The following is a 17,537-nucleotide window of genomic DNA, read 5'->3' on the forward strand; positions in this document are numbered from 1 at the left end:
GAGTTGTGATATCCTTTCCGGTTACACCGGAATGATGTTGACGGTTGACGGTTGACGGTTGACTGTTCACTGTTCACTGTCAACTGTCAACCGTCAACAGTGAACTCGAATTTACTATTCCCATGCTAACGGATTTGATATGAGTGAAAAAGTCGATCGCCCGCCATGCAAAATCCCGGAGATTTGGTGACTGTAAAAGCAGCCATCAAACCCCCAGGATTTAAAGTTTTCCTCTTAAACGAGGCTCAAATTATCCCCAGTGAGCTTTAACTCAATCAGCAGTAGCCAATTCGGTACTGCCGCCGCCGCGCTTCCGCGTCAGGGTATTGAAAAGCATCTGACCGACTGCTTTAATCAAATTGCCTTCTAACTCCATGAACATCTTCATGTTCATGCCAAAAGCTGCATTAGCTTCGTCAACAATTCGCTCGGCTGTTGCTTCGTCAATCGGCAGTTCATTCATTGCCTGACGGTAGTTAGCCTTGAATTCTTTTTCATCAGGAATATCCTGGAATTCATAGAAAGCAGTGCCTTCTCCCTCGGAAAGATTCATCCCGCGCTGGGCAATTCCCTTCAGGATTTGTCCGCCAGATAAATCGCCAAGGTAGCGAGTGTAAGAGTGAGCTACTAACAGTTCCGGTGCGGTCGCCGAAATCTCGTGAATGCGCTGCACATAAGCTTTAGCTGCGGCTGACGGGGCTACTTGTTCCCGCCAATTGGCACCGTAGTAGTAAAATAAATCTTGCTCTAAGCTTTGTTTGCGATTCAACTCAGAAAAGTAAATTTTTGAAACAACCGGATGCTGCTTTTGGCGTTCCATTTCCTCTTCCATTGCCGAGTAGACAAAGTAGAGGTTTCCTACTAACTTCCGGTAAGAAGTTTTTTCTACAACGCCTTTTAAAAAACACTTGACAAAACCGACGTTTTCTGCCATTGTGTGGGACTTTTTCGTTCCCTCACGCAATTTGGTCGCTAAATTGATGCTCATGCTATACTGTCCAACCTTCTATTTTTGTGGTAGCTGATGGATGCGCCAAAAATCTAAAAATTACCTAAGTGTTTACCTTAGATCGATTTGATGAGAGATTGTATTAATTTTTGTGACATCCTCCCCCACCAAATCAAAGATTATGGTGGGGGCTTCCCAAAATCACTTTTGAGATTTCCTGGTTTTTCCCTTGCGGGATTTCGACACTTGCCTAGACTCAGTTGCCTCAATCCCCGGTAGTGAGTCTGCACAGGCAGTTTTCATTCCCGTCTGTCCAACGGTATTAATTAGTTTGATTCCTCGGTTTCTGATATTCTGACCTGCTGCTACATCCCTATCCGTCTTGTATCCACAATGAGGACAATCATGGATTCTCACACTCAGGTCTTTTTTGACTTCCCCACCACATTCGGGACACTGTTGAGAAGTCCCCCTTGCATCGACTTCGGAGAAGAACTTTCCACGCTTCCAGCACACATACTTGACAATGGTTCTAAACTGTCCAAAAGCAGCATCAAGCATATGCTTACCAAACATCCCTTTGGCACTGACGCGGTAATCCAAGTCTTCCATGAAAACCATATCACCTGCATCACAGAGCATATGAGCTTGTTTGTAGTGAAAATCCTTCCTCGTGTTGTCGATTTGGTGGTGAAGACGAGCAACTTTAAGACGTGGTTTCTCGTAGTTCTTAGACCTCTTCTGTTTCCTGGAAAGCCTGCGTTGCAGCAATTTCAACTCGCTTTGCAGCTTTTTAAAGAACTTGGGAGGTTTTACGAGAACACCGTCACTGGTTGCCAAAAACTTCTCCAACCCAATATCCACCCCAATGGGATGACCATGAGGAGTTGGGTCAGGGACGCTAACATCACACTGCAAGGAGATAGACGCATACCAATAGTTGGCTTTCCTCAATATTCTGACCTGCTTGACCACAAACCCAGAAGAGATAGGGCGATGCAGGTTAATTGGAATTGCTCCAATTTTGGGCAATTTAATGTGCAAGTTCGTTACTGGATTCTCCTTGAATTGAGGAAAAAGCAACGACTTGAACTGCCCGTACTTCTTGAAGCGTGGAAAACCAAATCCTCGTTTCTGAAAGTATTCCCAACCTTTGTGCAACTGCTTAATAGCTTGCTGAAGACCTTGGGAAGGAACCTCACCCAGTCTGGGGAATTCCTTCTTGGCTCGTGGCAAGTTATTAAGTTGTTGAATTTCGCCCGGAAACTTTACTTCCGCAGGGAGGATGTCTTCCTTTTCCAATGAGCATCTATCAACCAAACACTTACGACTATCGCACCAATCTTTTATCTCCCGAAGGGCGTAGTTATACGCTCCTCGGTAGATTTCCATCCACTCAATAAGCTGCTGCTCTTGAGTAGTATCTGGATAGATTCGGTAGCGATGGGTAAGTGTCAGCATTCCCTTAGTCTACTGAATTTACTGGCAAGTACCGCAACATTAAATGTTAAGTTTAGGGACATCGAGTCCCGTAAACTTAACTGGGGAAGTCCATGTCTCCCAACGCCGACCTGGGTACAGGTGCGACGTAGGACTTAGAGCTGCCCCCAAACCCCCCTCAAAAAGATAACAAAACCTAGAGAAATCAAATGGCCCAGATGCCCGGCCCGAAAGGGCAGAAGGCATCTGGGCCGCAAAAGTTTAGTCATTAGTCCTCAGCTATTAGCTGTTAGCTAACGACAAATGACTAATGATTAATTTAGATGTCCAAGTCGAGGAGGTTGAGTTTGGGGCCGTAGGTTTCGATGAATTCGCGGCGGGGGGCGACACGATCGCCCATTAAGATTGTAAAGATGCGATCGGCCTCAGCAGCGTCTTCAATCTCCACCCGTTTCAGCGTCCGAGTTTCTGGGTTCATCGTCGTATCCCACAACTGTGTCGGCATCATTTCACCCAAACCTTTGAACCGCTGAATGGTGTAATTAGCATTCGCCGGAAATTCATTGCGGATGAGATTGTTCATTTCGCGATCGCTGTAACAGTAATAATGATTCCGTCCCCGTTCGACTTTATAGAGAGGAGGACAAGCAATATAGATGTAACCTTGGTCTACAAGTGCGCGCTGATAGCGGTAGAAGAAAGTCAGCAACAGCGTGCGGATGTGAGCACCATCTACGTCAGCGTCAGTCATAATTACGATGTGGTGATACCGCAATTGACCCGGATCGAATTCTTCGCCTTTGATGCCCAAACCCAAGGCTGTAATTAACGATTGAATTTCGTTATTTTTGTAGATTTTGGCATCGTCTGTTTTCTCAATATTGAGAATTTTACCGCGCAAAGGCAGGATTGCTTGGAATTGCCGATCGCGCCCTTGTTTTGCCGATCCGCCTGCAGAATCCCCCTCCACCAGGTAGATCTCAGATAGGGCAGGGTCTCTGGAACTACAGTCTGCTAGTTTTCCAGGCAAAGGAGAGGACTCTAAAACGGATTTTCGGCGCACTAAATCGCGGGCACGGCGGGCGGCTTCAGCGGCCTTAAATGCCTGAATTGCTTTTTCCAAAATAGCGTCCGCTACTTGGGGGCGAAACTCTAAATATTCTGTCAATACTTCGCCTACCAAGGAATCGACAATTCCCCGAACTTCTGTATTGCCTAGCTTGGTTTTAGTTTGACCTTCAAATTCTGGATCTGGGACTTTGACAGAAATCACTGCTGTCAAACCTTCGCGAACGTTTTCGCCGGCGAGGTTGGGCTCGTTTTCTTTGATTTTGTTGCGCTTGCGGGCGATCGAATTCATCGTCCGCGTCAAAACAGCCTTCAAACCTTCTAAGTGCGTGCCACCGTCGATCGTCCGAATGTTGTTAGCAAAACCTAGAACGTTGTCGCTAAAAGCATCAACGCACCACTGCAAAGCCACTTCTATCTGTACGTTGTTGCGTTCTCCTTGCACGTAGATCACTTCTTCGTGCAGAGGCTGCTTGTCGCGGTTCATGTAGGCGATATATTCCTTGATTCCGCCCTCATAACAGTATGTCTCAATGCGAGGTTCGCTACTTTTAAGCAGTTCCAAACGGTGGTCGCTAAACGTAATTCTCACGCCCGCATTCAAGTAACCCAATTCTCGCAAGCGCCCGGCGAGTATAGTGTAATCAAATTCAATGCCAGTGCTAAATATTTGAGTATCTGGCAAGAAAGAAACTGAAGTGCCGGTGCGAGTGCCTTTGTTGGGCTTGACATTAAGTTCGGTAACTGGATTGCCTCTTTCGTAGCGCTGTAAATGTTCTTTTTGGTCCCGCCAAACTGTCACTTCTACCCACTCGGACAGCGCGTTAACAACAGAAATACCTACACCGTGCAATCCTCCAGAAACCTTGTAGCCACCACCGCCAAATTTACCGCCGGCGTGGAGTACAGTCATTACTGTTTCTATTCCCGATTTGCCAGTCTTGGCAACGATGCCGGTGGGAATGCCCCGTCCGTCGTCTGTCACGGTAACTGAACCGTCGGCGTTGATGTCAATCTCGATGTGAGTGCAGTGGCCAGCCAGCGCCTCATCAATGGAATTGTCCACAACCTCGTAAACTAGATGGTGGAGTCCTCGCGGGCCGGTGGTACCGATGTACATCCCCGGCCGTTTACGGACTGCTTCGAGACCTTCGAGAACTTGAATCTGGTCGGCGCTGTAGCTGCTGGTCATACAAAAATAGCTCCAATAATGAGGCCTAAAGCCCCGAAAGCTTCTAAAATGGGAAAACTCCTAAAATTATAGCACAAAACCGTTAAAGGCGATGCTAGGGCTTTCTGAGGGGAAATTTATCGGGGGGAGGGAGGCAAATAGTTTTGAGGTTACTTAGCGATTGCCCAGGCCGATCGCGGTGAATCAGTGGATGGAAAGAGGGGAAAGCTTGGAGAGGAGAGGATTTGAGAGTTTTTATAGGGAAATGTGCGACAGCTTATGCCTAGATTAATTACGATTTGCGGGGCGACGGCGACGGGGAAGTCTGGAGTGGCTTTGGCTTTGGCTTCGCGGCTGCAATCCTCGATCCTGAGTGCGGACTCCCGTCAAGTGTACCGCGAATTTGACATCGGAACCGCAAAACCGACGGCGGTCGATCGCACCTGTGTACCGCATCACTTAATTGACATCTGCGAGCCCACAGAAACTCTGACACTAGCAGATTACCAGCAACAAGCTCAAAATTTAATTGCTGCTGTCGATTTTCCTGTTTCTCCCCCCCTGTTGTTGGTGGGAGGGACGGGCTTATATATTAAATCGATCGTGCGCGGTTTAAAAATTCCGAGGGTAGCACCGATGCCCGAATTGCGATCGCAACTTACCGAACTCGGACAATCTCAATGTTACACGATGTTGCAGCAGGTCGATCGCTCTGCCGCTGAGAAAATTCACCTCAATGACCCAGTAAGAACTTTAAGAGCACTGGAAGTATTTTATGCGACCGGTCGCCCTATTTCCGAACAGCAGGGCGAAAATCCTCCCAATTATCCTATTTTACAAATTGGGTTGGATTGCGCGATCGATGTTTTGGTCGATCGTATCAAACAGCGCACCGAACAAATGCTAGAACGCGGTTGGATCGCTGAAGTAGAATATTTGTGTAAAAAATACGGCTGCGACTTGCCATTGTTGAACACGCTGGGATACCAGGAAATGAAACAATATTTGGCTGGCGACATTAAGCTTGAAGAAGCCAAAGAATTAACAATTTTGCACACGCGGCAATTTGCCAAGAGACAGCGGACTTGGTTTCGGGCCTATCCTGAAATTGAATGGTTTGATGTTAGCGCACCAGATTTGCTAGAAAGAGTTTTGCAGAGAGTGCAGGAATTTATCAACGAAGATTTTGGCGATAGCCAATAATCATGTCAGCGTGTCGCATAAGTAGCAGGAAATAAAACTTCTATTTGATGAGAGCTACAGCCTTATTTACCAACTAGCTTCCAAAAAGATTCCTCCCTCAGATGATCCATTACGTCGTCGTACATGGTTTCCGCCGATCGAATTTCTCCTCCACTATGGTCATCAAAATGTGTAATCAATGCTGTTAATAGGACGCGCCAAAAGCCAACAGCACTGAGTTTAGAATGAATCTCATAAAGTTCTTTTACAAAGCATTCAACTTTTATTTGCGAAGGTAATTTTCTTGTCGCTTCTGGATAAGCAGTTGCATAAACACTAAGAATTCTATTAGCAGCAGTCTGATAGTCTGATAGCTCTGTTACTACCCGATCAAAATTCCAGATAGTATCTAATGCTCTCGGTTGACGTTGTGGTTCTGGCTTGCCAACTCGTTTTGACAAAGCTCCAAAAGTTACGATTCCGTATTTGGGGTCTGTGAAAAAATCAGGCGTAGTTGCATAGATGAGAAACAGACCCTTCAGGCCTTCAATATCGATCAAAGATAACAAATTGTTGTGAGCATCCCGTAGAGGGGATTTACGCATATTACGCATAATAGAGTAAGCCTGTTGGGCTTCATCAAACAGGATAACCAATCCTTTGTAACCAGAAAGTCGCACAAATCCAGCAATGGATTGTAGCATTAGTTGTGCATTGTCTTTGTTAACCATTTTGTTAACTTCAAATCGGTTTCGGTACCTGGCCAAGCCACCTTCTCCACAGAACCATTGTAGAATTTCACCTCTAATTTGTTTTTGAGTTTCTCCCATCGACCATTGCAGGATGTCCGCTCTAGTTGGGTCTTCCATACCTGGATAAAGATATAAAGGTAAAAAAGTTTCCCAATATTTTTGAATCATCTTTTTAAAATCAATATCGATGCTCATATCAAGAATTAGAGCTTCTCTAGCTTTAACGTAATCTTCGTAGGAAACTTCGTTACTCAGCTCACGACTGCCTGTAGATAAATAAGCTAAAGATTCTTTTAGAACTTGCCCAAAGGCTGCTGCATCATTTTCACTGAAGTAAGCTCCCGTTGAAATATTCCGCACAATATAAGAAAAGATGCGCTCAAATTTATTTAAAACTGCATCATTTACGTTTAACTCTACATTAGAGACTAGGCAGTTATTTTGAGAGACGACTTCCCGAAGCAACCTAAAGAAATGGGTTTTTCCTGCTCCCCACGAACCGCTGATAAAACGGATGATTCCCCCTTCTCCTATTCTGCTTAAAAGAAATTTTTTAATGCCATCGATTAATTCTTCGTTCCCCAGCGAATACACATCAACACCGCGCTGAGGGGGGATGCCTTTGCGAAGTGACTCAACAACCTCGATAGCAATGCCCTGAGCCATAATTACATTTTTTTTTAAAATTAAACCATCTAGCGCTTTGATTCTATGTGCTGTATTCTCTAACTTAAGGCTAACTTTGACTCGGCCAAATTTCTCTAATTCTTTGCCGAAACAAACGCACAGCCGCACGCTGTCCGATTGTTCGGCTTTGTTCGATGAAACCGGGAATTTCGGCAACGGGTAAAAAGGGAAAAGCTAAACTGATCTCGCACATTTCATATTTTCCCTCCACAAGGTGATAAACTTGCAGAGATTCCCGGCGATACCTCCAAAGTTCGGGAACACCAAGAGCAGCATATATGGAATCTTTATTAACAGAAGAATTAGTGTAATCCGACTCTATTGCTAAATCTGGCGGCAAATCCTCTGGGAGGCTGATATCTCTTTTACCTCTGACGCTGGCTTCATTTTGAATGTAGAAACAAGTATCAGGTTCGACAGCACGAGTTAAATCTTCCCGTTCGAGAGTCAGAGAACCAGCTTTCATCACTTCGATTTCTAGCTCGTCTGCTGTAGCTTCAATAAAGCTTTCTATCAGTCCTTTCGGAACTTCATGTTCGAGATGTGGCATCCGGATTTCTAATAATCCTCCATCGTAAGCAATTCTCCAAGCTCTATCGTCCCCAACATCGGCCAGCAATGCTTTAAAAGTTGACCAACTGACACCTTTTAAAATAACTCGGTTTTCTGGGGTAGTTTGCTGCTCGACGGGAGTTGATGTTGTTGTTACCATTTAACAATTCCTTGGTAGCTTCATCAATTTTTATTGTAGTCGATCGACTTCAAATTTTTCTCGTTCCCAGGCAGAGCCTGGGAATGCCTGATCCGAGGCTCTGCCTCGCGGGAATTGGGAGGCACAGCCTCCGGATCTGCGTTCCTAGGCAGAGCCTAGAAACGAGGGGAAATCCGTCAATTAACTGTACAAACTCGCCACATATTCGCCGTAACCGTTATAGGGCAAAGTCGGGCGAGTTTCCCACGACCAACTGTTACCGGGACCGACTACCCGTTCGCTGGCCTGCGACCATCTGGGGTGCGGTTTGTCGGGTTCGACATTTGCTTCAAAGGCGTATTCGTTGGGGCCGATTGTATTCCAAAAAGTGGCGGGCTGTTGTTCGACAAATTCAATTTTGACGATCGACTTTGCGCCCTTAAAACCGTATTTCCAAGGAATCACTTGCCGCAGCGGCGCACCATTTTGTTTTGGTAGCCTTCGGCCATACAAGCCTGTGGCGAAAAATGCTAAATCATTCGCCATTTCTTCAATTCGCAGGCCTTCGGTATAAGGCCAAGGATAAAATTGCGACATCAAACCGGGGCCGGGAGTTATTTGGCGATCGTAAAATGAGGTGAAGCGAACGAATTTAGCGTTCGATTGCGGTTCGACATCAGCCATCAGTAATTTCATGGGAAATCCGACCCAAGGAACTACCATCGCCCACGCTTCTACACAGCGAAATCGATAAACTCGTTCTTCGATAGGAAATTTTTTGTCGAGGTCGTCAATATCATAAGTGCGGGGATTTTTTACTAAACCGCTTACTTCTACTTTCCAGTTTTCTGTTGGCAAAGCTTGAGCGGCTTGCCAAATAGATTTTGTGCCGCCGTATTCGTAAAAATTGTTGTATTTTGTAGCTAAGGCTTCGTCGGTAATCGCTCGATCGACTTTCGCAAAGGCGGGATTCCGGCTCAATCCCGAATATGCTTGGGTTGAGCTTTGATCCAGAGCAGTTTTTGAGCTAGCATTGCTTTGGCAGCCGGTCAGTGGCAGCAGCGAAGCAGTCACGCCGGCGCCAATTAAATTTGTCATGAAGCGGCGGCGGTTGAGAAAGGCTGTTTCTGGGGTAATTTGTGGGTTGAGAATTTCCCAAGACTTGGGAACGCGAATTAACGGCATAAGTAATAGTTAAAAGTTAGTAGTTAGTTTGGCAAAAGTTGCCTAAGTTTTAATCTGTTAGTCGATTTGAGAGGGAAATTGGAAATTTTAGATTCACTCCAGAGAACAAAGAATCGCGGATATTTGGCAAGATATTGCGATTGCTTTGCTGCGATCGCAATGCAAGTATTCGCAATGACAGTATAGCTTAATACGGTAACAACTGAGATATTGCACCATTCTAAAGAACAGGCTTTCCGGCCTGTTCCACAAAGAATGATTTTCTTGTGGGGTGGGCATCCTGCCCGCCCGTACGATCGACCTATTAAACATCGCTCGCAGGAAAGTCAGCAATAATTTACGCGCGATCGACGGCAGCAATTGTGGCGAAAATCTGGGAAACAATTATGATCAAGCAAAGATTCCAATTATTTAATTTGTCCACAGGAAGCGGCACGCACCGCCCCGCTTTCCTCCCCCACAAGCAAGTATGTCGGACGGGGGTCTCCAGCGGAAAGACAAATGAGTTACTGCATCAATCCCCATTGCCAGAATCCCCAAAATCTCGATCGCGCGACAGTCTGCAAAAGTTGCGAGTCGAACTTGCTGCTAAAAGGCCGCTACCGAGTGTTTCACACCCTCGGTCAAAGTCTCACTTGCCGCACCTTCTTAGCCGTCGATGAAGACCAACCTTCGCAACCCCGCTGCGTCATTCAACAGTTCTGCGGCTCAGCAGCAGCCGTAGACGGTCGCACACAGCCAAACCGGACATTTCGCGGCTCAGCCTCAGTTCTCGACGAGTTGGGGAAACATCCGCAAATACCGAAACTGCTGGCATCTTTTGAACTCGAAGGCTGCCAGTATTTAGTGCAAGAATACATCGAAGGCCGCAATTTAGCCGATCGGCTTTCAGAAAAAGGTGTTGTTAAAGAAATTCAAATTTGGTATCTGCTGAGCGAATTGTTGCCAGTCCTGCAATTTGTTCACGAAAATCAACTGATTCACGGAGATATCAAACCGTCCAATATTATTCACCGGAAAACTCCCCAAGCATCCCCAGCTTTGGCAGGGAAAGAGGATTTACATTCCGTGTCTCAGGAAAGTGCCTCTGGGCTAGTTTTAGTCGATTTCGGCGCCGCAATTCCGGCTAATAGCGGGCCACTCAAAACAGAAACGGTGACAGGTTCTGCGGAATACGCGGCCCCGGAACAAATTAAAGGCCAAGCGATTAAGAGCAGCGACATCTACAGTTTGGGCGTCACTTGCATTCACTTGTTAACGGGAATGTCGCCCTTTGATTTGTTTGACATCAAAGCCGAAAGTTGGACTTGGAGACATTATTTGAAAGTACCAGTTTCGGCGCGACTCGGCCGCATTCTGGATAAAATGGTGCAGCGAGAACCGTCAAAACGCTATCGATCGACCGAGGCAATTCTCACAGACATGAAATACGGCCCGGCACCGGTAGACGTGATTCTCAGCAAACCCAAGTGGACTTTGGCCATGTGGGGAGCAAGTACGGTTGCCCTGCTGTCCGTAGTGCTGGGTTCTCGCTTGCCATCTCCCGTACCACAGGCTTTCACTTCTTCTGAGCCTGTTTCTAGCATTCCCGAAATTCGGTTCAATCCTCCCCCGATGCAGGATTTCAAAGCTGAGTCATCGCAGTCCCGGCCTGCAGTACGCACTCTGGCGGATCAACACAAAAATCCGGTTTGGGCGGTAGCAGTTGCTCCCCAGGGCCGGGTGATTGTCAGCGGGAACAACGACGGCACAATTCACCTGCTGCACAAGCGTCACGGCAAGCTGCTCAAGGTTTTAGCAGGACATTTGGGGCCGGTGTGGTCGGTGGCCGTCAGTCCCGACGGCAGGACGATCGCCAGCGGTGGCGTTGACGGTACGATTAAATTGTGGAATTTCTATTCTGGCAGGTTAATTCAGACTTTGGACGGACACCAAGACGGCGTGTTCTCGGTGGTTTTCAGTCCCGACGGAGACAAGCTGGCCAGTGTCGGTAAGGACAAAACTTTGAAGATGTGGGAAGTCCAAGGCGGGGCCGAGTTGGAAACTCTTAAGCGGGTTTTTGATGAGGTGCAGTCGGTGGCTTTCAGTCCCGATCGAGAAACTTTGGCGATCGGCAGCAGCGACGGTAGGATCAGCCTGTGGAACTGGCAGACTGGGGAATTCAAAGACACTTTTTGGGGTCATTCCGAGCCGGTTTGGTCTCTGGCCATCAGCCCGGACGGTCAAACTCTCGCCAGCGGCAGTTGGGACAAGACGGTGAAGCTGTGGGATATCAGCGCAAATAATCACTCCGGGCAGCCCTATGGTTCTCTCCTGCGAACTTTGATCGGCCATTCCGACAAGGTTAAGTCCTTGGCTTTCAGTCCCGACGGAGACAAGCTGGCCAGCGCCGATTTGAGCGGCACTATCAAGCTGTGGCGCATGAGTCCCGGCGAGCGGTGGCGGATGAGTCCCGCCGACACAGTGGGCACGCTGAAGGGTCATTCTACTTGGGTGGAATTGGCTTTTAATCCTCAAGACAAAACTCTGATCAGTGGCAGTTTTGACGACACGATTAAGGTGTGGCGGCTGTCTCCTTGATTTTTTCGATCGCCCGTTCAATCAATTTTTGAACAGCTAGGGCGATCGAACATTTAGCTAATTTATCTATCAACACTTCCGACAGTTTCCAGGCTGACGCATGGGTGTTAGAAACTCGGTTCCTAGGAGTTTTGCTAACAGGAACGAGAAATATAGTCAGCAACCGGGTTTGCGAGCGTCAAGAGTGCGTCCAGGACTTTGCTGGCTTTTATCTTGCTTTGAGCAGGGTTTTCTGAAACCCCTATTATACTGTTGGTAATCAAAAACTGTCCGAACTGTTGCAGGACTTAGGCACAGCCTCAATATATATTTGTAGGGGCGAACCCCCGTGGTTGCCCCCATACCTGGAATGATTGCGTAAGTCCTATCTTGGTACAAAAACAAATTTAAAATATCAAATAGTCACAATATCTCTAGAAATCGCCGTTGCTAACTAACACTTGTGGTAAAGTAGTTTCGGCTGTTAAAGTAAAATCTATGACCGCAAATTCCGAGTTAGCAGAGCAGTATTTGTCAGCGGGCGATAGCCTTCAGAAATCAGGAAAACTTGAGGAGGCGATCGCTCAATATCAAAAATTACTAGCCATTCAAGCGGATAGTGCGATCGCACTCAACAAGATCGCTGAAGTTTACTATGCTCAACAAAAATTTGCAGAGGCGATCGCCTCCTGTTACCAAGCACTTCGCCAGCAACCCAATTTCGCCGCCGCCTACAAAACTCTAGGCAATATCCTGCAAGCCCAAGGCAAAATAGATGCGGCAATTCGCGCATACTCCAAGGCGATCGAATTTGATCCTAATTTTGTCGAAGCCTATGTTAACTTGGGCAGTATGTTTTACAAACAAGGCCAGCTTGATGACGCCATAACTTACTATCAAAAATCTATTGCTATTCAACCAGATTTAGCCGTCGCTTATTGGAATTTAGGCAAAAGTTTGGAAGAGGAAGGTCGAATCAATGAAGGTTTATTTTATCAAAAAAAAGCTCTAAATTTACAGCCGGAGTTAGAAGGTAGAAGCAATTCAGTAAAAAATCACACTTATTGAAGAGTAATGTTATAGTCAAAATAATTCAATCATTAACGATGCAAGCTGGATCAACATGGAAATTAGCCAGAATCCGCTCGAATTCCTAACGGCTAAAGTACAAGAAACTGTTGCCGATACCCAAAACTTAGCCAACGAAATCGCTGCTAAAGTTGAGGAAAGTGCAACTGGATTAACGGCATGGGTACAATCAGCGCCAAGTTCAATGGTTAGTGCCGGCGCGATCGCCACTCAAGAAGCTTTTAAAATAGCACATAACATCCGTTTTGAGAACCTGCCAAGAAATCTGCAATCCAAATTTGCTAGGGCTGGGGTGCGTGACGGAATGCGAGATATTCAAGAAGCAGCAAAAGTATTTGAATCCATACCCGCCCAAATTCGTGCCCAAGGCCCCGAAGCAATTCGCAACTTCTGTCAAGATAAAGATTGGAGTCACATCCAAGCGCACGTCAATGGAGGCGGAAGCGAAGCGGCTAACGGGATTTTTGAATATTTTTGGGTGAATCGTGCTCGCGGTGGTGCAGACATGACTGCTGCCGAATTAGCAGTCGCTAAGCAAGTTTTAGCGGATGCAGCGTTTAAAGCAGCAGTTGCGGAAATCGTTGGGGCTGCAATGAAAGGGGCAATCGCAGCAGCAGTAATTGAGTTAATATTTTCTATCTTAGAAAACTCGCTATTGTGCGTTGAAGGGAAAATTACCCAGTCAGAGTTAGTCGAAAAAGTCGCCACCGCCACCGCTAAAGCTGGCATTGCTGGTGGTGTGATTACTGGTATTCTGTTAACACTGTGCATGATATTTCCCCCCATTGCCGCGCTTTTAGGTGCCGCAGCGATGCCCTTGGCGGTTGCAGGTATTGGCTTTATGGGAATTCGCGCCTGGGAAATCTTTTGTCAGGGCGATCGGCTATTTGGTATTACTGAACAAACACAAAAATTTCTGGGGCTCACTGAAGCGACAACTTAAACAGTTGACTGTTGACTGTTGACTGTTGACTGTTGACTGTTATGATACCCGAATCAAACGGTTTATGAAGCGCGGATTTAAGACTCTATTCATTAGGTTATTTATGTCCGCGCTTTTGGGTGGCGGTTGCTTGTATAGCAACCGCCAAGACGGTTAGGACATTCTTAATCGCTGAAACCCTTGCTATTACTCCTTCTTCCTTCTTCCTTCTTCCTTCTTCCTTCTTCCTTCTGCTATAGCAACATTTTCAGATGATTGGGAAACATAAAATAGTATGGATTCAGTAGAAAAAACTCAAGATCAGCAGCATCCGCAATACAAGCGCGATCGAGCCAGTGTCAATACTTTATTAACAGGAGAAGCAACCGAATACAATTTATCGGAATTAGCAAGATTAATAATTCGCTACCGAGGCTTTCCCGGCGCTAGAGATATCCAATCAGACTTAAAAAAAGTCTTGCAAAAATGGAATCATACCGAAGAAACTCTTTATGAACAAACCCGTAAAATTCACGCTACAGGTGAGGTTTACAGGCGACAAAAAAGCGATCAAGAAGATTGGGTCTAATCGAGTCAACAGTCAACAGTTAACAGTCAACTGTTAACTGTCAACTATTAACTATTTTCAAACCATCTCTGGCGAAACTTGCATTGCCGGCTGCGGCTGGAATTGGAACAGCGAATAAACCACATTGCGGCGGATATCCGTCATCATGTCCAAAAACAGCTCGTAACCTTCAGTTTTGTACTCGATTAACGGATCTTTCTGCCCGTAACCGCGCAATCCCACAGACTCGCGCAAAGCATCCATTTGTTGCAAGTGTTCCCGCCACAAAGTATCAATTTGCTGCAAAATAAAGAACCTTTCCGCATCTCGCATCAATTCAGCTCGGATTGCATTAACTTCCGCTTCTTTAATGTCGTAAGCATTGCGGACTTGTTCGTGCAAGAAAGTTTTAATTTCCTCAACGGACAAATCTTCTAGCTGATCCGGTGTCATGTCGGCGAGCAGATAAACAAATTCCTTAACCTTGCTCACAAGTTTGTCGAGTTCCCATTCTTCCGAAGGTAAATCGGGATTGATGTATGCTCCCACGATGTCGTCCATCGTCTGTTCGGCATATCTAATTACCTGTTCTTTGGAGTCCAAACCTTCCAATACTCGGCGACGTTCCGCATAGATTGCTCGACGCTGATTGTTCATCACTTCGTCGTATTCAAATACCTGCTTGCGGATGTCGTAATAGTAGGTTTCGACTTTTTTCTGAGCGCCTTCGAGGGAACGAGTCAGCATTCCAGATTCGATCGGCATATCTTCCTCAACACCGAAAGCCTTCATCAAACCGGCCACCCGTTCACCGCCGAAAATCCTCAGCAAATTGTCTTCCAAACTCAAGAAAAACCGTGTAGAACCAGGGTCTCCTTGGCGTCCCGCCCGGCCGCGCAACTGATTATCGATCCGGCGCGATTCGTGGCGTTCGGTACCGATGACGTGCAAACCTCCCAACTGCACGACTTCATCGTGTTCGGTGCTGGTAAAAGCATCGTATTCGCGGCGAGTTAAATTGTAAGCTTCCCGCAATTTTTGAATTACCGGGTCTTTTGTCGGCGCTTTTTCCGAAGCTATAGCCACGATATCATCGGCTTGCAATTCCGAGAGCGATCGCTCGCCGTACTCCTTCACCGCCAATTCCACGGCTGCCTTGAGCATTTGCTCGGCATCTTTCGATAATTGCGTCGGGAAAATCTGCGCCGAAGCTTTCCAAGACTTTACCTTTTTCGTAGTCGGAGCAAAACCTTGAGGTGCGGGGCGGCCACTAATACCAGGCACTTGCACCACCGAAAACCCGTCGTCATCTTCGGGTTGCACGATCCGGGGCATAAAATACTCCCGCAACTTCAGGCGCGCCATGTACTCAGAATTACCGCCCAAAATAATATCAGTACCGCGTCCCGCCATGTTGGTCGCGATCGTCACAGCGCCTTTGCGTCCGGCTTGAGCAATAATTTCTGATTCCCGCTCCACATTTTCCGGTTTAGCATTAAGCAAATTGTGAGGAATTTTCCGTTCCAGCAGCAGCCGCGACAGCAACTCAGACTTTTCCACACTCGTAGTGCCCACCAGCACCGGCCGACCGATCTCGTGCATTTCCGCGCATTCTTGGGCGATCGCATTCCACTTCCCAGCCTCCGCCTTGTAAACCATATCCGAAAGGTCAGTACGGCTGGTAATCCGGTTAGTGGGAATCAGCGTCACTTCCAGATTGTAAATCTTCTCAAACTCCGTCTCTTCAGTCTTTGCCGTCCCAGTCATCCCCGACAGCTTCGGATAAAGCAAAAAGAAATTCTGATACGTAATTGTTGCCAGCGTCTGAGTTTCCGGCTGAATTTCCGCCCGTTCCTTCGCTTCGATCGCCTGGTGCAAACCGTCACTCCAGCGCCGTCCCGGCATCACCCGACCGGTAAACTCATCCACAATCACGACTTCGCGATCGGGAGTGACGATGTAGTTAATATCCTTAATAAACAATTCCTTCGCCTTAATCGCATTAAAAATGTAATGCGCCCAAGGGTCAGCCGGGTCGTACAAATCCGTAACACCCAACAACCGCTCAGCTTCACCAAAGCCTTCATCGGTCAATAGCACATTCCGAGCCTTTTCGTCAACTTCGTAATGTTCCTCATTTTCCTTTCTCAGAGCAGCAGCTACCTCAGCCGCCCGTATATACTTCTCACTGGGGCGTTCCACCTGGCCGGAAATAATTAAAGGCGTCCGTGCTTCATCAATCAGCACCGAGTCAACCTCGTCAATCACGCAGAAATTAAAAGGACGCTGCACTACATCTTCCATGACAGTAGCCATGTTGTCGCGCAAATAATCAAAGCCGACTTCGCTGTTAGTGGCGTAGGTAATATCGCAGCTATAATTTTTCTTTCGTTCCACCTGATCCATGCCCTGCTGAATCAGTCCCACAGTCAACCCCAGGAAGCGGTGAACCTGTCCCATCCATTCCGCGTCCCGTCTTGCGAGATAATCGTTGACGGTGATGATGTGTACGCCTTTGCCGTTGAGGGCGTTAAGGTAAGCCGGCAGCGTCGCCACGAGAGTTTTGCCTTCACCGGTTTTCATTTCGGCAATTTGGCCTTTGTGCAGGATAATGCCCCCGAGGAGTTGGACATCAAAGTGGCGCATTCCTAAAACCCGTTGTCCCGCTTCCCGCACCACTGCAAAAGCCTCCGGCAAGATTTCGTCTAGGATCTCTTTCTCTTCGTTGAGAGATTTAGCTTTTGCCAGACGTTCTTGAAACTCCGCCGTTTTGCCTCTGAGGCCGTCGTCTGAGAGTGCGCGGATGTCTTCTTCCAAAATATTGATATCAGCTACCCAAGGCTGAAATTTTCTAAGTTTGCGCGCGTTGGGATCGCCTAGCAGATTTTTAAACATGGCAGGAGAGGCAGATTTTTAATAATTTAGCTATTAGCTTTCAGGGTTACGGGCTGTAGTGTTAGCCACAACATATACCCTCCCCGATTGTAGCAACCATTGGCTCTCCTCGGCCGCGGCTGCGGTCGATCGACCGATTTTGGATTTTAGATTTTGGATTTTAGATTGAAGTTGGTGAAGGTGGGTCGCGATCGCAACTCAGGTATAGGTGCTTACTGACAATTCCATGCCGTAACAGGCAATCTCCCTGTTCAGCCAGAGATTAATGTTTTTGTTGCTAATTTCAGCAACAGGCTTTCCAGCCTGTTCCACCATAGATTAATGTTTTTGTGGGGTGGGCCCCAGAGCCCGCCCGATCGCCCTTATTGAAAATGCTTTA

General features: G+C 46.9%; 13 protein-coding genes. 5 read left to right on the plus strand and 8 right to left on the minus strand.

The annotated features are described in order from the left end of the window. Positions 1 to 271: 271 nt before the first annotated feature. From NDI35_RS22445 to gyrB, 3 genes are all read right to left on the minus strand, one after another. Positions 272 to 988 carry a biliverdin-producing heme oxygenase gene (locus tag NDI35_RS22445; protein WP_333332021.1) on the minus strand — a complete coding sequence of 239 codons (717 nt, stop codon included), beginning with the start codon at positions 986 to 988 and terminating at the stop codon, positions 272 to 274. 162 nt (positions 989 to 1,150) lie between these two features. Continuing rightward, on the minus strand, positions 1,151 to 2,410 hold the full coding sequence (locus NDI35_RS22450) for an RNA-guided endonuclease InsQ/TnpB family protein (RefSeq protein WP_445314655.1): 1,260 nt from the start codon (positions 2,408 to 2,410) through the stop codon (positions 1,151 to 1,153). 298 nt (positions 2,411 to 2,708) lie between these two features. Then, positions 2,709 to 4,649, minus strand: coding sequence for a DNA topoisomerase (ATP-hydrolyzing) subunit B (gyrB, locus tag NDI35_RS22455; RefSeq protein WP_445314656.1), 1,941 nt, complete (start codon positions 4,647 to 4,649; stop codon positions 2,709 to 2,711). A gap of 258 nt (positions 4,650 to 4,907) precedes the next feature. Between gyrB and miaA the strand changes: the two genes are divergently transcribed. Continuing rightward, complete coding sequence (gene miaA / locus NDI35_RS22460) at positions 4,908 to 5,831, plus strand: tRNA (adenosine(37)-N6)-dimethylallyltransferase MiaA (RefSeq protein ID WP_445314657.1); 924 nt, start codon at positions 4,908 to 4,910, stop codon at positions 5,829 to 5,831. Positions 5,832 to 5,893: 62 nt separating this feature from the next. Here miaA and NDI35_RS22465 read toward each other — a convergent pair whose 3' ends face one another. The 3 genes from NDI35_RS22465 to msrP form a co-directional block, all read right to left on the minus strand. Beyond that, a complete protein-coding gene (locus NDI35_RS22465) occupies positions 5,894 to 7,228 on the minus strand; it encodes a BREX system ATP-binding domain-containing protein (protein WP_445314658.1) in 1,335 nt (444 codons plus the stop codon). A 70-nt stretch (positions 7,229 to 7,298) separates the two neighbouring features. After that, a complete protein-coding gene (locus NDI35_RS22470; protein WP_445314659.1) occupies positions 7,299 to 7,961 on the minus strand; it encodes a Uma2 family endonuclease in 663 nt (220 codons plus the stop codon). A 180-nt stretch (positions 7,962 to 8,141) separates the two neighbouring features. Further along, entirely contained in the window at positions 8,142 to 9,125 is a 984-nt protein-coding gene (gene msrP / locus NDI35_RS22475) for a protein-methionine-sulfoxide reductase catalytic subunit MsrP (RefSeq protein WP_445314660.1), read from the minus strand. A 501-nt stretch (positions 9,126 to 9,626) separates the two neighbouring features. Between msrP and NDI35_RS22480 the strand changes: the two genes are divergently transcribed. Continuing rightward, a complete protein-coding gene (locus NDI35_RS22480) occupies positions 9,627 to 11,705 on the plus strand; it encodes a protein kinase domain-containing protein (RefSeq protein ID WP_445314661.1) in 2,079 nt (692 codons plus the stop codon). Here NDI35_RS22480 and NDI35_RS22485 read toward each other — a convergent pair. After that, complete coding sequence (locus NDI35_RS22485) at positions 11,680 to 11,868, minus strand: hypothetical protein (protein WP_445314662.1); 189 nt, start codon at positions 11,866 to 11,868, stop codon at positions 11,680 to 11,682. The two genes, NDI35_RS22480 and NDI35_RS22485, sit on opposite strands and share 26 nt — an antisense overlap. Positions 11,869 to 12,182: 314 nt before the next feature. On the opposite strand from NDI35_RS22485, the gene NDI35_RS22490 reads away from it, so the two are divergent. The 3 genes from NDI35_RS22490 to NDI35_RS22500 all read left to right on the plus strand — a co-directional run bounded on the left by NDI35_RS22490 (position 12,183) and on the right by NDI35_RS22500 (position 14,284). Next, positions 12,183 to 12,752, plus strand: coding sequence for a tetratricopeptide repeat protein (locus NDI35_RS22490; protein WP_445314663.1), 570 nt, complete (start codon positions 12,183 to 12,185; stop codon positions 12,750 to 12,752). Between the two features lie 55 nt (positions 12,753 to 12,807). Further along, positions 12,808 to 13,716 (plus strand): hypothetical protein, encoded by a 909-nt coding sequence (locus NDI35_RS22495; protein WP_445314664.1) that lies wholly within the window; start codon positions 12,808 to 12,810, stop codon positions 13,714 to 13,716. A gap of 274 nt (positions 13,717 to 13,990) precedes the next feature. Continuing rightward, positions 13,991 to 14,284, plus strand: coding sequence for a DUF3288 family protein (locus NDI35_RS22500; RefSeq protein WP_445314665.1), 294 nt, complete (start codon positions 13,991 to 13,993; stop codon positions 14,282 to 14,284). Positions 14,285 to 14,341: 57 nt separating this feature from the next. Here the strand turns inward: NDI35_RS22500 and secA are convergent, their stop codons facing one another. Further along, a complete protein-coding gene (gene secA, locus NDI35_RS22505) occupies positions 14,342 to 17,158 on the minus strand; it encodes a preprotein translocase subunit SecA (RefSeq protein WP_445314666.1) in 2,817 nt (938 codons plus the stop codon). Between the last annotated feature and the right edge of the window lie 379 nt (positions 17,159 to 17,537).

This window comes from Microcoleus vaginatus FACHB-2002 (genome assembly GCF_040004035.1).
GTDB lineage: Bacteria > Cyanobacteriota > Cyanobacteriia > Cyanobacteriales > Microcoleaceae > Microcoleus > Microcoleus vaginatus_C.

What these genes read in the sequence shown, in the direction of transcription:
- gyrB (WP_445314656.1), bottom strand. Translation starts at nt 4,649, where the DNA reads ATGACCAGCAGCTACAGCGCCGACCAGATTCAAGTTCTCGAAGGTCTC.
- NDI35_RS22445 (WP_333332021.1), bottom strand. Translation starts at nt 988, where the DNA reads ATGAGCATCAATTTAGCGACCAAATTGCGTGAGGGAACGAAAAAGTCC.
- NDI35_RS22490 (WP_445314663.1), top strand. Translation starts at nt 12,183, where the DNA reads ATGACCGCAAATTCCGAGTTAGCAGAGCAGTATTTGTCAGCGGGCGAT.
- NDI35_RS22500 (WP_445314665.1), top strand. Translation starts at nt 13,991, where the DNA reads ATGGATTCAGTAGAAAAAACTCAAGATCAGCAGCATCCGCAATACAAG.
- NDI35_RS22450 (WP_445314655.1), bottom strand. Translation starts at nt 2,410, where the DNA reads ATGCTGACACTTACCCATCGCTACCGAATCTATCCAGATACTACTCAA.
- msrP (WP_445314660.1), bottom strand. Translation starts at nt 9,125, where the DNA reads ATGCCGTTAATTCGCGTTCCCAAGTCTTGGGAAATTCTCAACCCACAA.
- miaA (WP_445314657.1), top strand. Translation starts at nt 4,908, where the DNA reads ATGCCTAGATTAATTACGATTTGCGGGGCGACGGCGACGGGGAAGTCT.
- NDI35_RS22465 (WP_445314658.1), bottom strand. Translation starts at nt 7,228, where the DNA reads ATGGCTCAGGGCATTGCTATCGAGGTTGTTGAGTCACTTCGCAAAGGC.
- NDI35_RS22480 (WP_445314661.1), top strand. Translation starts at nt 9,627, where the DNA reads ATGAGTTACTGCATCAATCCCCATTGCCAGAATCCCCAAAATCTCGAT.
- NDI35_RS22470 (WP_445314659.1), bottom strand. Translation starts at nt 7,961, where the DNA reads ATGGTAACAACAACATCAACTCCCGTCGAGCAGCAAACTACCCCAGAA.
- secA (WP_445314666.1), bottom strand. Translation starts at nt 17,158, where the DNA reads ATGTTTAAAAATCTGCTAGGCGATCCCAACGCGCGCAAACTTAGAAAA.
- NDI35_RS22495 (WP_445314664.1), top strand. Translation starts at nt 12,808, where the DNA reads ATGGAAATTAGCCAGAATCCGCTCGAATTCCTAACGGCTAAAGTACAA.